Origin of the sequence: Pseudomonas vancouverensis, from assembly GCF_004348895.1 — a bacterium.
GTDB classification, from domain to species: domain Bacteria; phylum Pseudomonadota; class Gammaproteobacteria; order Pseudomonadales; family Pseudomonadaceae; genus Aquipseudomonas; species Aquipseudomonas vancouverensis.
The window spans coordinates 77,722-95,760 of the sequence record NZ_RRZK01000002.1 but is presented as its reverse complement, the minus strand read 5'-3'; the positions used below and the strand labels follow the sequence as shown (position 1 = coordinate 95,760).

General features: G+C 59.8%; 21 protein-coding genes and 1 tRNA gene. 12 read left to right on the top strand and 10 right to left on the bottom strand.

Annotated features, from left to right (window positions below; all coding sequences use genetic code 11):
- From EIY72_RS00620 to EIY72_RS00600, 5 genes are all read left to right on the top strand, one after another.
- Window positions 1-759, top strand: a complete 759-nt coding sequence (locus EIY72_RS00620) for an MBL fold metallo-hydrolase (RefSeq protein ID WP_093225573.1) — start codon at window positions 1-3, stop codon at window positions 757-759.
- Window positions 760-787: 28 nt separating this feature from the next.
- Entirely contained in the window at window positions 788-1,501 is a 714-nt protein-coding gene (gene purC, locus EIY72_RS00615) for a phosphoribosylaminoimidazolesuccinocarboxamide synthase (protein WP_093225570.1), read from the top strand.
- Between the two features lie 83 nt (window positions 1,502-1,584).
- Window positions 1,585-1,674, top strand: a tRNA-Ser gene (locus tag EIY72_RS00610).
- 161 nt (window positions 1,675-1,835) lie between these two features.
- Window positions 1,836-2,762 (top strand): LysR substrate-binding domain-containing protein, encoded by a 927-nt coding sequence (locus EIY72_RS00605; protein WP_093225567.1) that lies wholly within the window; start codon window positions 1,836-1,838, stop codon window positions 2,760-2,762.
- Window positions 2,763-2,819: 57 nt separating this feature from the next.
- Window positions 2,820-3,185: a 5-carboxymethyl-2-hydroxymuconate Delta-isomerase gene (locus EIY72_RS00600; protein WP_093225564.1), complete on the top strand. Its 366-nt coding sequence runs from the start codon at window positions 2,820-2,822 to the stop codon at window positions 3,183-3,185.
- Here the strand turns inward: EIY72_RS00600 and EIY72_RS00595 are convergent.
- The 3 genes from EIY72_RS00595 to EIY72_RS00585 form a co-directional block, all read right to left on the bottom strand.
- The gene (locus EIY72_RS00595; RefSeq protein WP_093225561.1) at window positions 3,175-4,107 is read right to left on the bottom strand and encodes a LysR family transcriptional regulator; all 933 of its coding nucleotides are present in this window, start codon (window positions 4,105-4,107) and stop codon (window positions 3,175-3,177) included. The two genes, EIY72_RS00600 and EIY72_RS00595, sit on opposite strands and share 11 nt — an antisense overlap.
- Before the next feature lie 90 nt (window positions 4,108-4,197).
- Window positions 4,198-5,127 (bottom strand): DMT family transporter, encoded by a 930-nt coding sequence (locus tag EIY72_RS00590; protein ID WP_093225558.1) that lies wholly within the window; start codon window positions 5,125-5,127, stop codon window positions 4,198-4,200.
- Window positions 5,128-5,140: 13 nt separating this feature from the next.
- On the bottom strand, window positions 5,141-6,325 hold the full coding sequence (locus EIY72_RS00585; RefSeq protein ID WP_093225555.1) for a cyanate transporter: 1,185 nt from the start codon (window positions 6,323-6,325) through the stop codon (window positions 5,141-5,143).
- 370 nt (window positions 6,326-6,695) lie between these two features.
- On the opposite strand from EIY72_RS00585, the gene EIY72_RS00580 reads away from it, so the two are divergent.
- From EIY72_RS00580 to EIY72_RS00565, 4 genes are all read left to right on the top strand, one after another.
- Window positions 6,696-8,345 (top strand): phosphoethanolamine transferase, encoded by a 1,650-nt coding sequence (locus EIY72_RS00580; RefSeq protein WP_093225552.1) that lies wholly within the window; start codon window positions 6,696-6,698, stop codon window positions 8,343-8,345.
- A gap of 169 nt (window positions 8,346-8,514) precedes the next feature.
- Entirely contained in the window at window positions 8,515-9,648 is a 1,134-nt protein-coding gene (gene rnd, locus EIY72_RS00575) for a ribonuclease D (protein ID WP_093225549.1), read from the top strand.
- Entirely contained in the window at window positions 9,645-9,938 is a 294-nt protein-coding gene (locus EIY72_RS00570; RefSeq protein WP_093225546.1) for a YcgL domain-containing protein, read from the top strand. Before rnd ends, EIY72_RS00570 begins: the two co-directional genes overlap by 4 nt.
- A gap of 121 nt (window positions 9,939-10,059) precedes the next feature.
- Window positions 10,060-10,992 (top strand): D-2-hydroxyacid dehydrogenase, encoded by a 933-nt coding sequence (locus EIY72_RS00565; RefSeq protein ID WP_093225543.1) that lies wholly within the window; start codon window positions 10,060-10,062, stop codon window positions 10,990-10,992.
- A gap of 154 nt (window positions 10,993-11,146) precedes the next feature.
- Here EIY72_RS00565 and EIY72_RS00560 read toward each other — a convergent pair whose 3' ends face one another.
- A complete protein-coding gene (locus tag EIY72_RS00560; protein WP_093225540.1) occupies window positions 11,147-11,740 on the bottom strand; it encodes a nitroreductase family protein in 594 nt (197 codons plus the stop codon).
- A 277-nt stretch (window positions 11,741-12,017) separates the two neighbouring features.
- Here EIY72_RS00560 and EIY72_RS00555 point away from each other — a divergent pair, with 277 nt between their 5' ends.
- Window positions 12,018-12,467, top strand: coding sequence for a YcgN family cysteine cluster protein (locus EIY72_RS00555; protein ID WP_093225537.1), 450 nt, complete (start codon window positions 12,018-12,020; stop codon window positions 12,465-12,467).
- 36 nt (window positions 12,468-12,503) lie between these two features.
- On the top strand, window positions 12,504-13,733 hold the full coding sequence (locus tag EIY72_RS00550; RefSeq protein ID WP_093225535.1) for a hypothetical protein: 1,230 nt from the start codon (window positions 12,504-12,506) through the stop codon (window positions 13,731-13,733).
- A gap of 82 nt (window positions 13,734-13,815) precedes the next feature.
- On the opposite strand, the gene EIY72_RS00545 is transcribed toward EIY72_RS00550, so the two are convergent.
- The 5 genes from EIY72_RS00545 to EIY72_RS00525 all read right to left on the bottom strand — a co-directional run bounded on the left by EIY72_RS00545 (window position 13,816) and on the right by EIY72_RS00525 (window position 17,097).
- The gene (locus tag EIY72_RS00545; protein WP_093225531.1) at window positions 13,816-14,193 is read right to left on the bottom strand and encodes a YgaP family membrane protein; all 378 of its coding nucleotides are present in this window, start codon (window positions 14,191-14,193) and stop codon (window positions 13,816-13,818) included.
- A gap of 80 nt (window positions 14,194-14,273) precedes the next feature.
- A complete protein-coding gene (locus EIY72_RS00540; protein ID WP_093225527.1) occupies window positions 14,274-14,744 on the bottom strand; it encodes an RNA methyltransferase in 471 nt (156 codons plus the stop codon).
- Window positions 14,745-14,816: 72 nt separating this feature from the next.
- The gene (locus EIY72_RS00535; RefSeq protein WP_093225526.1) at window positions 14,817-15,689 is read right to left on the bottom strand and encodes a hypothetical protein; all 873 of its coding nucleotides are present in this window, start codon (window positions 15,687-15,689) and stop codon (window positions 14,817-14,819) included.
- A 300-nt stretch (window positions 15,690-15,989) separates the two neighbouring features.
- Entirely contained in the window at window positions 15,990-16,361 is a 372-nt protein-coding gene (locus tag EIY72_RS00530; protein ID WP_007944009.1) for a YajD family HNH nuclease, read from the bottom strand.
- A gap of 49 nt (window positions 16,362-16,410) precedes the next feature.
- On the bottom strand, window positions 16,411-17,097 hold the full coding sequence (locus EIY72_RS00525) for a spermidine synthase (RefSeq protein ID WP_093225523.1): 687 nt from the start codon (window positions 17,095-17,097) through the stop codon (window positions 16,411-16,413).
- 95 nt (window positions 17,098-17,192) lie between these two features.
- Between EIY72_RS00525 and EIY72_RS00520 the strand changes: the two genes are divergently transcribed.
- A complete protein-coding gene (locus EIY72_RS00520; protein ID WP_093225520.1) occupies window positions 17,193-17,483 on the top strand; it encodes a hypothetical protein in 291 nt (96 codons plus the stop codon).
- Here EIY72_RS00520 and EIY72_RS00515 read toward each other — a convergent pair.
- Entirely contained in the window at window positions 17,480-17,953 is a 474-nt protein-coding gene (locus EIY72_RS00515; protein WP_093225517.1) for a cyclic nucleotide-binding domain-containing protein, read from the bottom strand. The genes EIY72_RS00520 and EIY72_RS00515 overlap by 4 nt on opposite strands.
- Window positions 17,954-18,039: the final 86 nt, after the last annotated feature.

Here is an 18,039-nt window from a genome sequence, read left to right as displayed (position 1 = left end):
ATGCGTTTTGCCGTTCTCGGCAGCGGTAGCCAAGGGAACGGCACGCTGATAGCCAGCGCTGATACCTATGTGCTGGTCGATTGTGGTTTTTCCCTGCGGGAAACCGAAAAACGCCTGCTGCGCCTGGGTGTGAACCCGGCGCAGTTGAGCGCGATACTCGTGACCCACGAACATGCCGACCACGTGCATGGCGTGGGTTTGCTGTCTCGGCGCTACAATCTGCCTGTCTACCTCAGTCGCGGGACCTTGCGCGGGATGCGCAAACCGATAGACCCCGCAGGCTTTATAGCCGGCGGTGAGCAGCTGCAAATCGGCGCGTTGAGTATCGGTGTCATTGCCGTGGCCCACGATGCGCAAGAGCCGACGCAGTATGTATTCAGTGATGGCGAACGGCGTTTTGGCCTGCTCACCGATCTGGGCTCGTATTGCAACAAGGTGCTGGAGGGCTATCGCGATCTCGATGCATTGATGATCGAAGCCAACCACTGCCGCGACCTGCTCGCTCGTGGTCATTACCCGTACTTTCTCAAGCAGCGGGTGGGCGGTGAACTGGGACATCTGAACAACCATCAGGCGGCATTCCTGGTGGCCGAGTTGGGCTGGCAAGGCCTGCAACACCTGGTCCTGGCCCATCTGAGCAGCAAGAACAACCTGCCGCAGCTGGCCCGGCAATGTTTTGTCGACACCCTCGGGTGCGACCCGGACTGGCTGCAACTGGCCGATCAAGATTCAGGGCTCGACTGGCGTCACATCGCCTAGCCCATCTACTTAGCAAGCGGAGCCCATCATGGAAAAGCGTGAAGAACTCTATCGCGGTAAAGCCAAGTCGGTTTACAAGACTGACGACGCCAACCGTCTGATCCTGCTGTTTCGCAACGACACCTCGGCGTTCGACGGCAAGCGCATCGAACAACTCGACCGCAAAGGCATGGTGAACAACAAGTTCAACGCCTTCATCATGCAGAAGCTCGAAGCCGCCGGCGTGCCGACTCAGTTCGACAAGCTGCTGGGCGACAACGAATGCCTGGTGAAGAAGCTGGACATGATCCCGGTCGAGTGCGTCGTGCGTAACTACGCCGCCGGCAGCCTGGTCAAGCGTCTGGGCGTCGAAGAGGGCATGAAGCTCAATCCTTACACCTTCGAACTGTTCCTGAAGGACGACGCCAAGGGCGACCCGTTCATCAACGAATCCCACGTCGTGGCCTTCGGCTGGGGCACCGCCGAGCAACTGGTTCGCATGAAAGAACTGTCGCTCAAGGTCAACGAAGTGCTGACCAAGCTGTTTGACGACGCTGGTCTGTTGTTGGTGGACTTCAAGCTGGAATTCGGCGTGTTCCACGACGGCTCCATCGTCCTGGGCGACGAGTTCAGCCCGGACGGCTGCCGTCTGTGGGACAAGGCCACCATGAAGAAAATGGACAAGGACCGCTTCCGCCAGGGCCTCGGTGACGTCATCGAAGCCTACGAAGAAGTCGCCAATCGTCTGGGCGTGCCGCTTTAATCGACGCAAGCATCTGAAAGCACAGAAATATTTCGCCAGGGGGCTTCGCTTCCGGCAAAAGTGTTGTTATGATGCGCGCCGTTGGAGAGATGCCAGAGTGGCCGAATGGGACGGATTCGAAATCCGTTGTACCTTCACCGGTACCTAGGGTTCGAATCCCTATCTCTCCGCCATTACATGCAAAAAGCCCCGTAGCTGAAAAGTTACGGGGCTTTTTCGTTTCTGCGTCATTGCTGGCCTGTGACAGGCATCTCGCGCTTGAACTTGAGTTCAATGGACGGCGATCCCGGCAACTCCCTAAACTGTCGGCAGATTTGGGGATCGGGGACAGTGGATGAACCGTAACGAACTTCGCAAGGCCGATATCAACTTGATGGTGGTGTTCGAGACACTGATGCTCGAGCGTAACGTCACCCGGGTCGCCGAGAAGCTGTTTCTCGGTCAGCCGACCATCAGTTCTGCGCTCAACCGCTTGCGGGCGATGTTCAATGATCCGTTGTTCATCCGCGTTGGCCACCGCATGGAACCGACGGCGCGGGCGGAGGAGATCATCAAGCATCTGTCGCCGGCGCTGGATTCGTTGTCGGTGGCCTTGAGCCTGACTCACGACTTCGATCCTGAAAGCAGCACCATGACCTTTCGTATCGGTTTGTCCGATGACGTCGAGTTCGGCCTGTTGCCGCCGCTGCTGCGGGCCTTGCGCCAGGAAGCACCGAAAGTGGTGTTTGTCGTGCAGCACGTCGATTACTGGCGGATTCCAGACCTGCTCGCCTCGGGCGATATCACCGTGGGCATCAGCCAGACCCGTGGCTTGCCGGCCAATGCCAAGCGCAAATTGCTGCGGCATATTCAGCCGAGCATCTTGCGTGCGGACGCCAGCGATACGCCGCTGACCCTCGATGAATACTGCTCGCGCCCCCACGTGCTGGTGTCTCACACGGCCAACGTCAGTGGTTACGCCGATGAGTGGCTGGCGGAAATGGGCCGGACGCGTCACGTGGTGCTCTCGGTACCTCAATACAGTGCCTTGCCGGCCTTGCTCGCCGGGACCGATCTGATTGCCAGCCTGCCGGACTACACGGCCCAGGCCATGGCGGCGTCAGGTTCGGTGTTCTGTGAGCCGTTTCCGTTCAAGACGCCCACCCTGGACCTGTCCATGGTCTGGCTCAGTCACGTTGACACCGACCCCGCCGAACGCTGGCTGCGCTCGCGCCTGGAAGCCTTCATGAGTGAGCGCTCGGTGTTGCCGCTGCCCGAGTGAAGCGGGCTGCGCTGTGTTATATGTACGATCTTTCCGCCGACTTTCAGGATTCCCGCCATGCCTCACCTGCACATGGAATACACCGCCAACCTGCCTGAACTGAACGCCGATGTGGCGTTGATCCGGCTGAACAATACGCTGGTGGCTTCCGGTCAGTTTGCTGCCGAGTTCGACATCAAGAGTCGCGCGATCAAGGTCGAGACATTCAAGGTGGGGACGGCTTTGGCCGAACGGGCCTTCGTGCACGTGAAACTGGCCCTGTTGAGCGGTCGCTCAGCGCAGGTGAAGACACAGTTGTCTGAAAGCCTGCTGGCGGTGGTTCAGGATTTGTGTGAATGGCCGGCCGGCATCGAAGTCCAGCTGTGTGTGGAAATTCTCGACATCGATCGTGAGTCCTACACCAAGACTGCCATCAATCATTGAGTCCGGCGCAAGCGCTGCGCACCTGCTCACGTAGCCATGCATTGGCGCTGTCCTGATCCAGATGCTGGCTCCACTGCAGGTCGAGGCTGAATCCCGGCAAATCATCCGGCGCTTCGCAATGATTGAAGTCCGACTCGCTGGCCAGTAATTGCTGGATGCGCCGAGGCAGTGTGACCATGAAGTCGGTGCCGCTGATCAACTTCAGCGCAGCGCTGTAACTGTTGGCCCGGGCGACGATCTGACGTTGCCGCGACTGCCGGGCCAGCCAGCCATCGACCATATTGGTCGCGGACGTCCAGGGCGTCGGAAACACATGCTTGCGTTCGACGTACCCTTGCAGGCTCAGGCGCTGCTTTGAAGGGGCGGCGGATTTGTCGAATACACAGACCAGGTCGTCTTCCAGCAGCGTCTGCACTCTCAGTTCTGCATGTTGCCGATGAAAGTTCGGTCCGAAGCAAATCACCAGATCAAGACTGCCATCGCGCAGGGCGTCGGCCGGGATCTCGGCTTCGAACTTGTGCATGTTGACCATCACCGGAAAGCCGGCCTGATCGAAGTGCTTCAGCAGGCGCGGCAGGATCAGTTGTTCGAAGTATTCCGGCGCGCAGATGTTGAAAGTCACTGGCCGAGCACCGGGGTCGAAGGTCGATGAGCCGGCGTGACACTGGTTGATGCTGTGAAGAATCTGCAGCACATGGGGGTACATGGTGCTGGCCTTGAAGGTTGGCTGCATGCCGGATCGGGTATTGATGAACAGTTCGTCATCGAAGCAGTTGCGCAGCTTTTTCAGGCAGTAACTGACGGTGGACTGGCTGACACTGAGCTGTTCGGAGACCTCGGTGACGCTGTTTTGCTCGAACACCGCGACGAACACCAGCAGATCCTGCATATCGAGTTTGCGCAGCGAATTACTGTTCAGCATCCTTCCTGTCTCGCGGTGCACGTTGCGCTGATGGAGCGCAATGCCGTGGACGTGATCCTACTGGAGCGCGGGCATCAGGCAAATGTTTCGTCAGCGGTTTGCCGAGGCTTGTCCGCTCGCCGATGTCGATCGGCGACTGGACCACAAGAGCGCCAACATACCGCATCCCACCAACAGCGCACCGGCAATTTCCAGTGGCAGCGGCGACTGGCGTAACCACAGCCAGTGGAACAATGTGATCAATAGCGTGCTCAAGTAGATGTAGGAAATTACCGCAGAGGGCGCGATGACACCAATGGCGCGGTGCAGTAGCCAGAAGGTGGCCAGGGTGGCAAACAGCGCCAGATACAGCAGCCAGTAAAAATCCTTGAGGGTGAGCAGCGAAGCTGAGCGCCAGCCGCCGCTCAGTCCGCAGAAAGTCAGCAGGAACATCGCCCCGGACAGCATGTTCCAGAACGTCATGGTTGCAGGGCCTCGCCCTTTAAGGCTGCTGGCCTTCAGACGCTGGCTCAGCGGGGCATAAAGTGCCATCGCCAGGCAGCCGATACCGTATACGGTCAACGCATACAGCGAGGGGAATTCGCCAGGTGCCGTGCCTTTGAGGATCAGCAACACCGCTCCCGTTGCCGCAATCAGTACCGGCAGCACCCGCTGCCTGAGTTGGCTGTCAGGCGTCAGCACGGCTTCGAACACCAGGGTCAGCAGGGGTACCAAGGTAAACATCGTTCCGGTATTGACCGCCGAGGTGTAGCGCAATGCCTCGAACAATGAGCCGAAGTAGAGGGCCAGTAACAAACCCAGCACGCTATGCCCAAGCAGGGCGCGGCCCGTCAGGCTGATACCACCGTTCAACAGCAGCAGAGGCAGGAACACCAGGGCGCACAGCAGCAGGCGCAAACCGGTCAGCAGTACGGGGTCGATGGCCTGACTGACCTGCGCCGCTGCGGAAAATGAAGCGGCGATCAACAGGGCCCAAAGCAGCATGCCGGCGTGAGCGGCGGCGAAACCTGTGGTTTTCATGGGCGGCTCCGGTTCAGTGAATGTGGCGGGCGTAGTGCCGTGGATTGAAGCGCAACGCCATCAGCATCATCACGGCCATGACCCCCGTCAGCGACCACCAGGCCCATTCGAAACTGCCGAGTGAATCGCGGATCATCCCTGCCAGCAGCGGCGACAGGCCGGCGATCAGGTAGCCGATGCCTTGTACAAATGCGGTCAGGCCACCGGCGCTTTGCGGGTTGTCCAGATGGTCCAGCGACACGATCAGGCTCATCGGAAACAACCCGCCAATGCCCAGCCCCAGCAGGCATGGCCATAACAGGCTGAGGTTGTGCGGGCTGAGGATCAAACCGCAAAAACCGGCCATGATCAGGACCAGCAGTACCATCAGTACCACGCGGCGGTCGCGGCTGCGATTGGCGATGGCTGGGGTCAGCAGGCCCGACAGCATTTCCATGGCGGTCAGGAAGCCGAGCAGCAATCCGGCCTGTTGTTCGCTCCAGCCTTTTTCCACGTAATACGGTGCCAGCCAGGCCAGTACGCAGGTGTAGGAAGCAGTACCCAAACCGAAGAACACGGCGAGCAGCCAGGCGCGGCCATTGGCGAAGAAAGACCTTTGGCGAACAAGCTTCGACGGCGACGCAGGCATCGCTGCACGCTGTACGGACCAAATCAGCAACGCTACAACGGCCAGCCCCGCCCAGATCGCCAGGCCGATGCGCCAGCTGCCAGTGCTCACCATCACCAGGGGGGCGAAAGACGCCGCAATGGCTGCGCCGCCCATGATCGAGGTGACGTAAAGTCCCATGCACAAGGCCACGTTATCGCTGAACCGGGATTTGATCAGCACCGGCATCAGCGCCTGAATCAAGGCAATGCCGATTCCCGCGAGCATCGCGCTGAGGATCAACTCGGCCGCAGAGTCGAGAAACAACCTTGAGAAGGTCGCCACGCCAATGATCAGCAGCGAAAGCAGCACGGTGCGTTGCTCGCCGAGACGCTGGCTCACGCGCAGACCGAAAAACATCGCCAGCCCCATGGTCATGACCGGCAGCATGGTCAGCAGTGATGCAAGGCTGAAGCTCAAGGCAATGTCGCCGCGAATGGCCGACAGCAGAGGCCCGACCGCAGCCATTGAGGGGCGCAGGTTCAGCGCAATGAGAACGATGCTGAACATCAGCCAGAAAGCGGGGCGGGATTTGGTGCGTGTGTTTTCCATGGTCGAACCTTGAACAGTACGAAGCGCATTAGGCGCGCCGGGTCCAAGGCCCGCAAATCAGAAAGTCCGAGGGGATATTTAGAAATTAAATAATGCAGATCGTCGGATAGCGTGATGCGCGGGATTGGTGAGGTTGGGGGAGGGCTGAGCAAGCACAAGGCGCATGAACCATCGCTGAATGGGTGCTGAACGTTGGTTGAATCCATCGAAAATAATCCGGTTCCAACGAAGTTGTTCAACCGAGCAACCAATCATTGCCTTCTTTTTCACAAAAAATTGATGGTCGGCTACCTAGAATCAGTGCTGCTGAAGTCAATGAGAAAAGTTCACATTTGCTAGCAGCATCTCTCTTCAGGACCCCCCGATTACCATGTTCAAGATCAAAGCCGTGCGCCCTGAATGGGTGACACTGATTGCCAGCGCGTTTTTATTAGTGGCTTTCAACTTTGTGCTCTGGCAGCACCTTTTCGATATCACGACCTCAGACGGCAAAGGCATCGTGATGCGCGTGGCGTTCGGCGCCATGATTTTCGCGGCTTTCAATATTGTGCTGACGCTGGTGGCATTCCGTCGCGTGCTCAAACCCGTGCTGATCCTGCTGTTCATGATCAGTGCCGGTGTCGCCTATTTCATGAGTCAGTACGGTGTCCTGATCGACACCGGGATGCTGCAGAACTTCGCTGAAACCAACGCCACGGAAGTGCGCGACTTATTATCGTTGAAGTTGTTTGCCTATATTGTTTTCCTCGGTGTTTTACCCTCGTTGATATTGTGGAAAACACCCATTGCCTATCGCCGTTGGCACCGTGAACTGTTGAGCAAGGCGCTGGTTACTTTTGCTTCAGCTGTGGTGATTGGTGCGGTTGCATTGGTGAACTATCAAGGCTTGTCTTCGCTGTTTCGCAATCACCATGAGTTGCGCTTGATGGTGGTGCCGAGCAACTACATTGGTGCCTCGGCCGGGTTCCTGCGCCAGCAAGTTGCCTCTGCGCATCAGCCTTTTATCAAAATCGGTGAAGACGCCCAACGCAATCCGGCCTCCCATGCCGACGGTCGCAAGTCGCTGACGGTCCTGGTGGTCGGTGAAAGTGCCCGCGCGGAAAACTTTGGCATCCTTGGTTACAACCGCGACACTACGCCTGAGCTTGCCAAGGAAGCCGGATTGATTGCGTACACCGATGTCCATTCCTGCGGCACCGAAACGGCGGTGTCGGTGCCTTGCATGTTCTCCAACATGGGGCGCCAGGACTACGACGCCAGCAAGGCAAAGAACGAAGAAGGCTTGCTGGATGTGCTCAAACGTGCCGGTTTCGATGTCATCTGGCGTGACAACCAGTCAGGCTGCAAGGGCACCTGCGACCGCGTCACACTGGATGATGTCAGCAATCTGAAAGACCCGGCGCTGTGTGCCGACAGTGAATGCCGCGATGAAATCCTGCTGCAAGGTCTGCAGCACTTCATCGACAACCTGGATAAAGACACGGTGTTGGTATTGCACCAGATGGGCAGCCACGGTCCGGAATACTTCAAGCGTTATCCGAAGGCGTTCGAGCGTTTTACTCCGGTCTGTGAAAGCAATGCGCTGAACAACTGCAGTCGCGAAAGTATCGTCAACGGTTACGACAACACGCTGGCCTATACCGACCATGTGTTGGCCACCCTGATCAATCTGTTGCGCAGCAATCAGGACAAAGTTGATACCGCGATGCTTTACCTGTCGGACCACGGCGAGTCCCTGGGCGAGTACAACTTGTTCCTGCACGGCACGCCTTACATGTTGGCACCGGAACAGCAAAAGCATGTAGCGATGTTTGCCTGGTTCTCCGACAGCTATCAGAAGTCGTTTTCGGTGGACACCCATTGCCTGCAACAGGGTCGTGAAAAACCCTTGAGCCAGGACAACCTGTTCCATTCGATGCTGGGGCTGCTGGAGGTCAACAGCAAGGTCTACAACCACGACCTGGATATGTTTGCCGGCTGCCGCGGTCCGGTGGTCAATGGTGTGCTGGCCGGGCAGTGAGGGTGAGGCTGGGGAGGGCTGGCGGATACGCTGTACGCCATCCCAGCCAAGCTTTGTCAGACTATTCTTAACGACAGGCAGGATTTTTCGCTAACGCTCTCGTTCAGTGGATGCGCGGAAATCGCCGGGGGCGATATATACTGCGTGCCATTCTTCAAGGGAGAGCCGTGTGGCCATCGAAATTCACTGGATTCGCGACAACGATAGCCTCGCTCGGTTTTGCACCGAGTGGCAGCAATTGCCATTCGTTGCCCTCGACACCGAATTCATGCGGGTCGACACCTTCTATCCGATCGCCGGCCTGCTGCAGGTGGGCGATGGCGTACGCGCCTACCTGATTGATCCCCTGACCATCGATAACTGGCAACCGCTCAAGGCATTGCTGGAAAACACCGCGGTGGTCAAGGTTGTGCATGCCTGCAGTGAGGACCTCGAAGTCCTGCTGCGCCTGACCGGCAGTCTGCCGGCGCCGCTGTTCGATACGCAACTGGCCGCGGCCTACCTGAACCTGGGCTTCTCCATGGGTTATTCGCGCCTGGTGCAGGAAGTGCTCGGCATCGACCTGCCCAAGGGCGAGACCCGTTCCGACTGGCTGCAACGTCCACTGTCCGACACGCAAATCAGCTACGCCGCCGAAGATGCGCTGCACCTGGCGGAAGTGTTCGTACAGCTTCGTCCGAAGCTGTCTGACGATAAATACGCCTGGGTGCTGGAGGACGGTGCTGAGCTGGTCGCCAACCTGCGCCGCGAGACCGATCCGTACGAGGTTTATCGCGATGCCAAGCTGGCCTGGAAACTGTCCCGCGCCCAGCTCGCCGTATTGCGCGAACTCTGCGCCTGGCGTGAAAAGGAAGCCCGCGCCCGTGACCTGCCGCGTAACCGGATCATCCGTGAACACTCGCTGTGGCCGCTGGCGCGTACGCAACCGGACAATCTCGGTGCCCTGGCGAAAATCGAAGACATGCACCCGCGTACCGTGCGTCAGGACGGCGAGTTTCTGCTTGATCTGATCAAGCGCTCTGGCAGTGTGTCCCCGGATCAATGGCCGCCAGCCGTGCCTGAACCGTTGCCGGTGGATGCCGCCGTATTGCTCAAGCAGCTCAAGGCCATCGGTCAGGCCGAAGCCGAGCGCCTGAACATTGCGCCGGAACTGATGCTGCGCAAGAAAACCCTGGAGTTGCTGCTCAAGAGTGGCTTCCCCAATGGTCCCTACCAATTGCCTGATTCGCTGCGTGGCTGGCGCCGCGAATTGATGGGCCAGGCGCTGCTCGACAGCCTGGTCACCGCCGGAGAACAGCCTTGAAACATATTTGCTCCATCTACCACAGCTCGAAGAAAAACGGCATGTACCTCTATGTGCTCAAGAGCGACGCGCTGGAACGCGTGCCGGAAGCCCTGATGGCCGCCTTTGGCAAGGCGAAACACGCCTTTGACCTGGTGCTGACACCCGAGCGCAAACTGGCCCGCGAAGACATCGCCATCGTGCTGGAGAACCTCGAAAAGCAGGGCTACCACCTGCAAATGCCACCGGCCGAGGACGAGTACATCGAGCACCTGCCGGAAGAGTTGTTGCGTCGCAACGATCCGGTCTGACCGATCGACAGGCCCTGTTCAGGGTTATTGTGAAAGGCTGATGAATTTTGGCGGCGGCCACGGGGGGGGCGGATTGAATCCTTCCGGTGGCTGTTCGCATCGTTTTTGAAAGGTTTTAGGCATGCGCGTTCTGATTGCTGAGCACGACCACCCCGTTTATGCGCAACTGCTGCGTGACGCGGCACCGGACCTGGAGGTGCTCACCAGCGGTGACTCCGCCGAACTGGCCAGTCAGGCCGCCGATTGCCCGGTCTGGCTGGGGCAGCCCGATCTGCTGGCGACGCTGTTGCGCCAGGGGCATCAGCCGCAGTGGCTGCAATCGACCTGGGCGGGCATCACGCCGCTGCTGGCCGACGGCTTGCCGCGCCATTACCGCTTGACCCGTGCAGTGGGGATTTTCGGTCAGGTCATGGCCGAATACGTGCTCACCTACATGCTCGGTCACGAGCGCGAAGTGCTGGCGCGGCTGGTCAGCCAGGTTGAGCGCAAATGGGACAATCGCATGGGCCAGAGCCTGGCGGGGCGCAAGGTGCTGATCGTCGGCACCGGTGATATCGGCCAGAGCGTTGCGCAGTTCCTGGTGCCGTTCGGTGTCGAGTTGTACGGCATTGCCAACACTGCACGGGAGCAGGCGCCGTTCATCGAAGTCGGCACCCTGGCAGACTTGCCGCGCCTGGTCGGTGCAGTCGACTACGTAATCAATCTGCTGCCCAACACGCCGGACACCCACGATATCTACGACGCTGCGCTTTTCAAGCAATTCAAGCCGACCGGCTTGTTTCTCAACGTCGGGCGCGGCGTGGCGGTGGTTGATGCGGATCTGGTGGAGGCCTTGAAGGAAGGCCATCTGGCGGGTGCCGTGATCGACGTCTGCCGTCAGGAGCCGTTGCCGCAACGTCATCCATTCTGGACCGCGTGGGGATTGCTGCTGACCGGTCACAGCTCGGCACCGACCTCGCCGGCGCTGATGATCAAGCTGTTCGTCGAGAACTTGCGGGCGTATCAGGCGGGTGAAGCGTTGCGTGGGGAAGTGGATTTCGCTCGCGGGTATTGATTCACCGCTGACTCTGTCTTGAGCACTAAACCTGTGGGAGCGAGCTTGCTCGCGATGGCGGCAGGGCATTCAACATTGATGTTGGATGTAAAGACCCCATCGTCGGAGCGCCGCCCGGACCAAGCTCGCTCCCACAGTGGTTTTGCAGTGTGGCTTAAAGGCTGAAATCGCCTTCCGCCGCCAGCTCGCTCAGCGGACGGCGCGGGCTTGGCTCTTCACGGGCTTGCAGGTAGTCCGCCAGGGTGGCCTTGTCACCCAGTTTGCCCACCGCCACTGCCGCGTGCAGCGCGTAGCCCTCGGGAACGTTCAGGGTCTTGCGGGTCAGTTCCTGGTCAAAACCGGCCATGCCATGGGTGTGCCAGCCGCTCAGGCTCGCTTGCAGCGCCAGATGGCCCCAGGCCGAACCCGTGTCGAAGGTGTGCCACAGCGCCGGGGTTTCCTCGGTGGCGCCGGGTACGGCGAACGTGGTTTTCGAGATCACGATCACCAGTGCCGAGGCGTGTTGCGCCCAGCTGCGGTTGAATTCGTTCAGCAGGCCCAGGTAACGCTCCCAGTTCGGCGTGTCGCGACGTGCGTAGAGAAAGCGCCATGGCTGCGAGTTGTACGCCGACGGCGCCCAGCGCGCGGCCTCGAAGAAGCTCAGCAGGGTTTCTTCGGCAATGGCTTCGCCGGTAAAGGCGCGGGGCGACCAGCGATCGGTGAACTGCGGGTGAATGGCGTAATCGGCAACGCGTGGGTTGGCACTCATCAAGAGATTCCTTGCTACGTTTGAAAGTGAGGGACGTCGAAACCTGCGGGCGCAGATGGGCTGAGCGATAAGGTTTATCGGGAGCGGCGACATTCACCGGAATGCAACGCGGTTGAGCGTTAATGGCAGGCCGGCCGGGCTCCCTGTGACCGGCAACGCTACTTGGCGCCGGCAAAACTGGCAAGTGTGTTGTACCGACAGTCGCCAATGCTTGGCCCAACGAGCGCCTGGCACTAGACTGGCGGCCTTTTCACCACCTGATGTTGATGCTTGAACCATGGCCGCCAAAGTAGAACCGTTCTGGATACGCAAGACCCTCGATCAACTCGATCAGGAGGAATGGGAATCGCTGTGTGACGGCTGTGGTCTGTGCTGCCTGCAAAAGCTTGAAGACGAAGACGACAACAGCGTCTATTACACGCGCATCGCCTGCAAATTGCTGGACCTGAAAACCTGTCAGTGCAGTGACTACCCGAACCGGCGCGACTCGGTGCCGGACTGTATCCAGCTCACGCCGGGCAAGGCCGATGAGTTCAAATGGTTGCCGCCGACCTGCGGTTATCGGCTGGTCAGCGAAGGCAAGGACTTGCCCCTGTGGCACCATCTGGTCTGCGGCGACCGCGACGCGGTGCACCACGAAGGGATCTCCCAGTCCGGGCGCATGCTCGCCGAAGGCAGCGTGCCGGAAGACGACTGGGAAGATCATCTGATTTTCCGGGCCGGCTGATCGCCCGGCGTTCTGACGTTTCACCAAGGAGTGTGTATGGCTGTGGGATGGCGGCTGGCGTTGGCGCTCGGAATCTTGACCCTGGGCTCGCCCGTGTGGGCGGCGAAGAAAGTCGATCTGGATTATCACGTGCGTCTGTTGCCGCAGAGCGATCAGGCGGAAGTGCGCCTGACCCTGGCCCAGGGCTCGGCCGTGCGCAGCCTCGATTTCGACCTGGGCGATGGCAGCCACTACAGCGACTTCAAGGCTGATGGCCAGTGGCAACTGACGCCCGGCAAGGCGGCGCGCGGTGTCTGGCGCCCGGCCAGCGACAAGGCCAGCCTGACCTATCGCGTGCAGATCAGCCATGGCCGCAAGAACGGCAGCTTCGATACGCGCATGACGCCGAACTGGGCGCTGATGCGCGGCGATGATTTGGTGCCCGCCGCCCGTCTCGATCAACAGGACGGCGTCGAGCTGGTTTCCCGCCTTGAGTTCGAACTGCCCAATGGCTGGAAAAGCGTTGAGACGGCGTGGCCGCGGATCGGCAAGAACAAGTTCCGCATCGATAAACCTTCACGCCTGTTTGATCGCCCCACCGGCTGGATGCTCGCCGGCCACCTCGGCAGTCGCCGCACGCGCCTTGGCGAAACCGATGTCACCGTGGCTTCGCCCGTCGGCCAGGGCATGCGGCGCATGGATGTTCTGACGCTGCTGACCTTCGTCTGGCCGCAGGTACAGGCCCTGTATCCACGCCATCCGGGCAAGTTGCTGATAGTCGGCGCCGGTGATCCGATGGCGCGGGGCAGTCAATCGGCCCACGAGTCGATCTACCTGAACAGTCATCAACCGCTGGTCAGCGAGCGCGGCACCAGCGCGTTGATCCGCGAGCTGGCACAGGTATTCGGGCGGATCAACGGTACTCAGCGCAGTGACTGGATCAGTGAGGGCCTGGCCGAGTATTACGCCATCGAGCTGGTACGTCGGGCGGGGGGGATGAGCGATGAGCGCTATGAAAACCTCAACGGCAAGCTGCTCAAGCTCGGGCAGAAAGTCACCAGCCTGCGCGGTGACAAGGCCGACCCGGCACAGGTGGCCAAGGCTGTAGTGTTGTTACAGGAACTGGATCGAGAGATTCGCCTGAAAACCCACAACAAGCGTTCGCTCGATGACGTGCTGCGCGGGGCAATGCGATTGGGAAGCGTCGATACCAAGGCGTTCGTACAGCTCAGCGAGAGCGTGATCGGCGGTTCGTCGAAAGTGCTGAGCACGGAGTTGCTGCAGTAACTCCGCCATCGCCAGCCAGCCGGTACATGTAGGAGTCGGCTTGCTGGCGATGATGCCCTGAAATTTTACCGCAGCATTAAAATCAAACCCCGGCTTTCGGCGACTTCAGCGAATCATTACCAGTCACGGTGGCTGTTTTGGTCGCGGCCTCCGCATTGGCCTTCAACTGGCTCAATTCTTCACCCGCCCGCTGAATCTTCGCCCGAACGTTATTCATGTCCTGACGACTTTTCTCCAACAGGCTTTTCGCCGAGCTGTGGCCGGTGATACCACGGGCCAGCGCGACGCCGCCGATGGCCACCTGGATCAGGCCGAAGAGCCCACCGCGACGCAGACCCTTGCCCATCATCACCACGCCGCCGGCCAGTGAACCAATGCGCTCCCAACCCTGCACGTTCTGCTCGGAAGGGCTCTGGAAGGGCGTGGATTCGATACGCTCGACACGTTTGAGTTCGTTCATGGTCTGGCTCCAGGCTTGTGTAGTGGATAGTTAAGCTGACTGCCGAGGCGGCTCGCTTGTTCCATCGGATATGCGCCGACTCAGCGGAATTTCGGCCCGGAACGGGTATTGAGGCCCTTGGCCATGCGGTCGTAGAGCACCACGTTGACGGTGGCCGCCAGGTTCATGCAACCGGTGGTCGGGATGTAGACCACGTCTTCACACCAGTCGCGAATCTCTTTGTCGAGGGAGCCGTCTTCAGGACCGAAGATATACAGTGCGCGATCCGGATGGGTGTACTCAGGCAGCGGGCGCGCGCCTTCGACCAATTCCACCGCCACCGGTACGCAGCCCAGTGGCAGGATTTTCTTCAGGTCGTCGATGCCGATCAGCGGAATGTCGTAGTGAACACGCTTGGTATCGGTCACGAAGTCGGCGGCGCGTTCATAGCGTTTGCCGGTGTAGAACACCGACGCCACGCCGTAGCAGCCAGCGGCGCGCATCACCGAACCGACGTTCTCCGGTGATTTCGGGTTATACAAACCAATGCAGCTGTACCGTTTGTCTGCCACGAGCGAAGCGCCTTTCAGGAAAAAAGCGCGATTATACGGAGATTGCTCCCGCACCGCTCAATCGCCGAACACTCAGGTCGGCGACGGCATCAGCGCCTTGATCCGGTCCATCATGCTATTGCCAGCGTTGGCGATCTGTTCGTTCTGCGGGTTTTTACTGGCGGCTCCATCGGTTTCGACGCCAGCCAGAATTTCCGCCAGGTTATGGAAGTGGCCAGTTTTCTTGTCCGCCGACTCGCTGCTGCTGCCCTTGGCGTACTGGTCCAGGGCGTTTTGCAGTGTCATGTGCTGGGACAGCCACTGTGGCGTGTTCTTTTCTTCCGGTGTCATTTTTTGCAGGAAGTTCAACGCAGCCTTGGCCCGACCGATCGGATCGTTGGCGAACGGGTCTTTCCAGTTGTTCTTCTGCTCGTCTGGGCCGCTGTAGTAACCGGACGCCAGGCGCGCCTGCTGCTGCATCAGGGCTTTGGCTGCATCCTGTTCGTCCTTGGAAAACTGCCCGCCTTCGTTGGTGGCGACGGCATTGAGCGAGCGGCGGTCGAGGTCGCCCATCAGTGCGTTACGGTCTTCGACGCTGCCACTGTAGGGCTTGTCGCCGGTCTTCATCTGCGCGTATTTGTCGTCCATGCGCTTGCGGGCATCGGTGGCGACTTCCGGGAAGGTCTTGCCTTTGGAGCTCGAAACGGCGTCCGGCTGGCTCACGCCGAGCACCAGTGCATCGGCATTCATGCCCGGGCGAACCGGGAAAAACGGCGCGTTGCTGGCAATCGAGCCGCTATAGGCCGCCGCAGTTTTGGACAGGCTGAGGGCATCTTCCTTTTTGCTTTTGTCCGTGGCCTGCGAGTTGTTTGCCGATTGCGCCTTGGCTTCGGCAGCTGCCTTGATCTCAGCGGAAGAGGTGTAGGCCGACAGGGCGGCACTGGCAGTGTTTGACGTGATGTTCATCCGGCGTTCTCTCTGGCGAAAGGCACAGTCTCTGGAGCGATTCGGGGGAGGGCATGACGGCCACGCGTCAACATCCACTTCCTTGTATGTATTGAAACGGATACATGGCAAGAACAGTGCCAGCAGTCTTGGTGGCCATGAAGATACGGGTTTGTAACGTTCAGGATACGATTGCAGGCGCGAACAGCCAGGGAGAGGGTTGCCGCAAGCGGCAGATTGTCGCCGTCGGGCACCAAGGGTTGCCGGGTTCTTGACAGTTATCCTGCAGGAGCGAATTCGCCCCTGCAGGGAAAGGCGGGATCAGTCTTCTTTTTTCATCAGGCCGGCCAAGGCGGCAAACGGATTGTGCGTGGCCTTGGCGATTTTCGGCGTGCTCAGCGAACCTTCACCGAAGTATTGCTGGTCGGTGTAACGCGAGTGTTCGTTGTCGTGGCAATACAGGCACAACAGTTCCCAGTTCGAGCCGTCCTGCGGGTTGTTGTCGTGGTTATGGTCACGGTGGTGCACGGTCAGCTCGCTCAGGCGCTTGCCGGAGAACTCACGGGCGCAGCGGCCGCACACGTGCGGGTACATCTTCAGGGCCTTGTCGCGGTAGCCCATTTCCTTGTCGCGCTGGTTGTCGGCCAGGATGCGGTCCAGTTTTGAAGTGTTGGTCGGGGTGGACGAACTCATGGGTTCACCTTTGTAGAATGACTAATGACGGTAATGGGTAGAGTTTAGCTCAGCCCTTGAGCTTCTCGGCAATCCAGATGGTGTGGCGGGTGCCCTTGTTGCCGTGGGCGAAGACTTGCACTTCCTCGGCCTTGAAGCCGGCTTTCTTCAGCTTGTCGGAAAACTGCCGATCGGCGCTGGCCGACCACACGGCAAGCACACCTTTGGGGCGCATGGCTTTGGCGCAGGCATTAAGTCCGGCGGCGGAATACAGCCAGCTGTTGGCTTTCTGGGTCAGGCCTTCAGGGCCGTTGTCGACGTCGAGCATGATCGCGTCAAAGCCCTGCGGTTCGGCTTGCAGGACTTTGGCCACGTCCTCCATGCGGATCACGGTGCGTGGGTCGAGCAGCGGGTTTCCGGCTTTTTCACCGAGCGGGCCACGGTTCCACTCGACGACCCCCGGCACCAGTTCGGCCACCACCACTTCAGCGCTCTTGCCCAGGTGCTTGAGCGCGGAGGCGAGGGTGAACCCCATGCCCAGGCCGCCGATCAGTACCCGTGAATTCGGCCGGCCAGCGACCTTGCGACAGGGGATCTCGGCCAGGGCGTCTTCGGAACCGTGCATGCGCGTGTTCATCAACTGACCGCCGTCGCCGCCCTGGATCTTGATGACGAAATCCTCGCCGTATTCGAACAGGCACAGGGCACCGCCGTTGTCGGGAATGGGCGTGGTGTCGAGCAGAACGAAACGTTTCATGGGGCTCACTTGAGGAAAATTGGCAGCACAGGGGAAGGCAAAAGGACGCGGTTGGGAGTAGCCTGAAGGTGACGACAAGGCCAACGGAGCCATTGATGAAGCGCACCATTCTAACGGTCATTGCCCTGGCCGCGCTCCCGATAACTGCAGTGCTGGCCCAACCGCTGCAAACCATCCCGGTGAGCCCGGCACCGATACCCGGCTCACCGGGTACGGCGACGCCAACGCCTTATCCGCAAATCAGCCCCGCACCTTTGCCGAAAGCCGGCCCCGGCAGCAGCGGACCGCCCTTGGTGCCGATCGAAATGCCGACCCCACCGACCAAGGATCAACCTTTGCCGGGGCTCGAACCCAATCCGCCAAAAGCCAAACCACCCGGCGGTTAGACCTGCTGTGAAAGCAGCTGACCGTCGGCCATGCGCAAGCGTTTCGACAGGGAGACGGCAAGGGCGCGGATGATCTTGGCGGCGATTTTCGGCGCGTCGTTGATCATCTTTTCCAGCGAGTCCTTGCCCAGGTTGAGCAACTGGCAGTGGCTGGCTGCCACGCAACTGGCCGAACGTCGCTCGCCATCGAGCACCGCCATTTCGCCGAACGAGCGGCCGCTGCGCAGGGTGGCAATGGTCACCCGCTGGCCATCGGCCGTGGTTTTCTGCACGGCGACCTGACCGGTGTGGATGATGCACATGAAGCTGCCGGCATCGCCTTCCTGGAAGATCTCTTCGCCCTGGGCAATGCTGCTGATGCTGAAGTAGCCCGAAGCGGCGGCGAAGTCCGCAGGCAGCAACTGGTTGAACAGACCGCAGTCCATCAGCCAGTCGCGAATTTCGTTGTTCAGTAAGGTCGGTTCTGACATGTCGTCACGGTCTTTTTATGTTTGTTGCTGACTCGAATGTGAATTCACCGCCGATCCCATGTGGGAGGCAGCCGTTGTATCGGCGG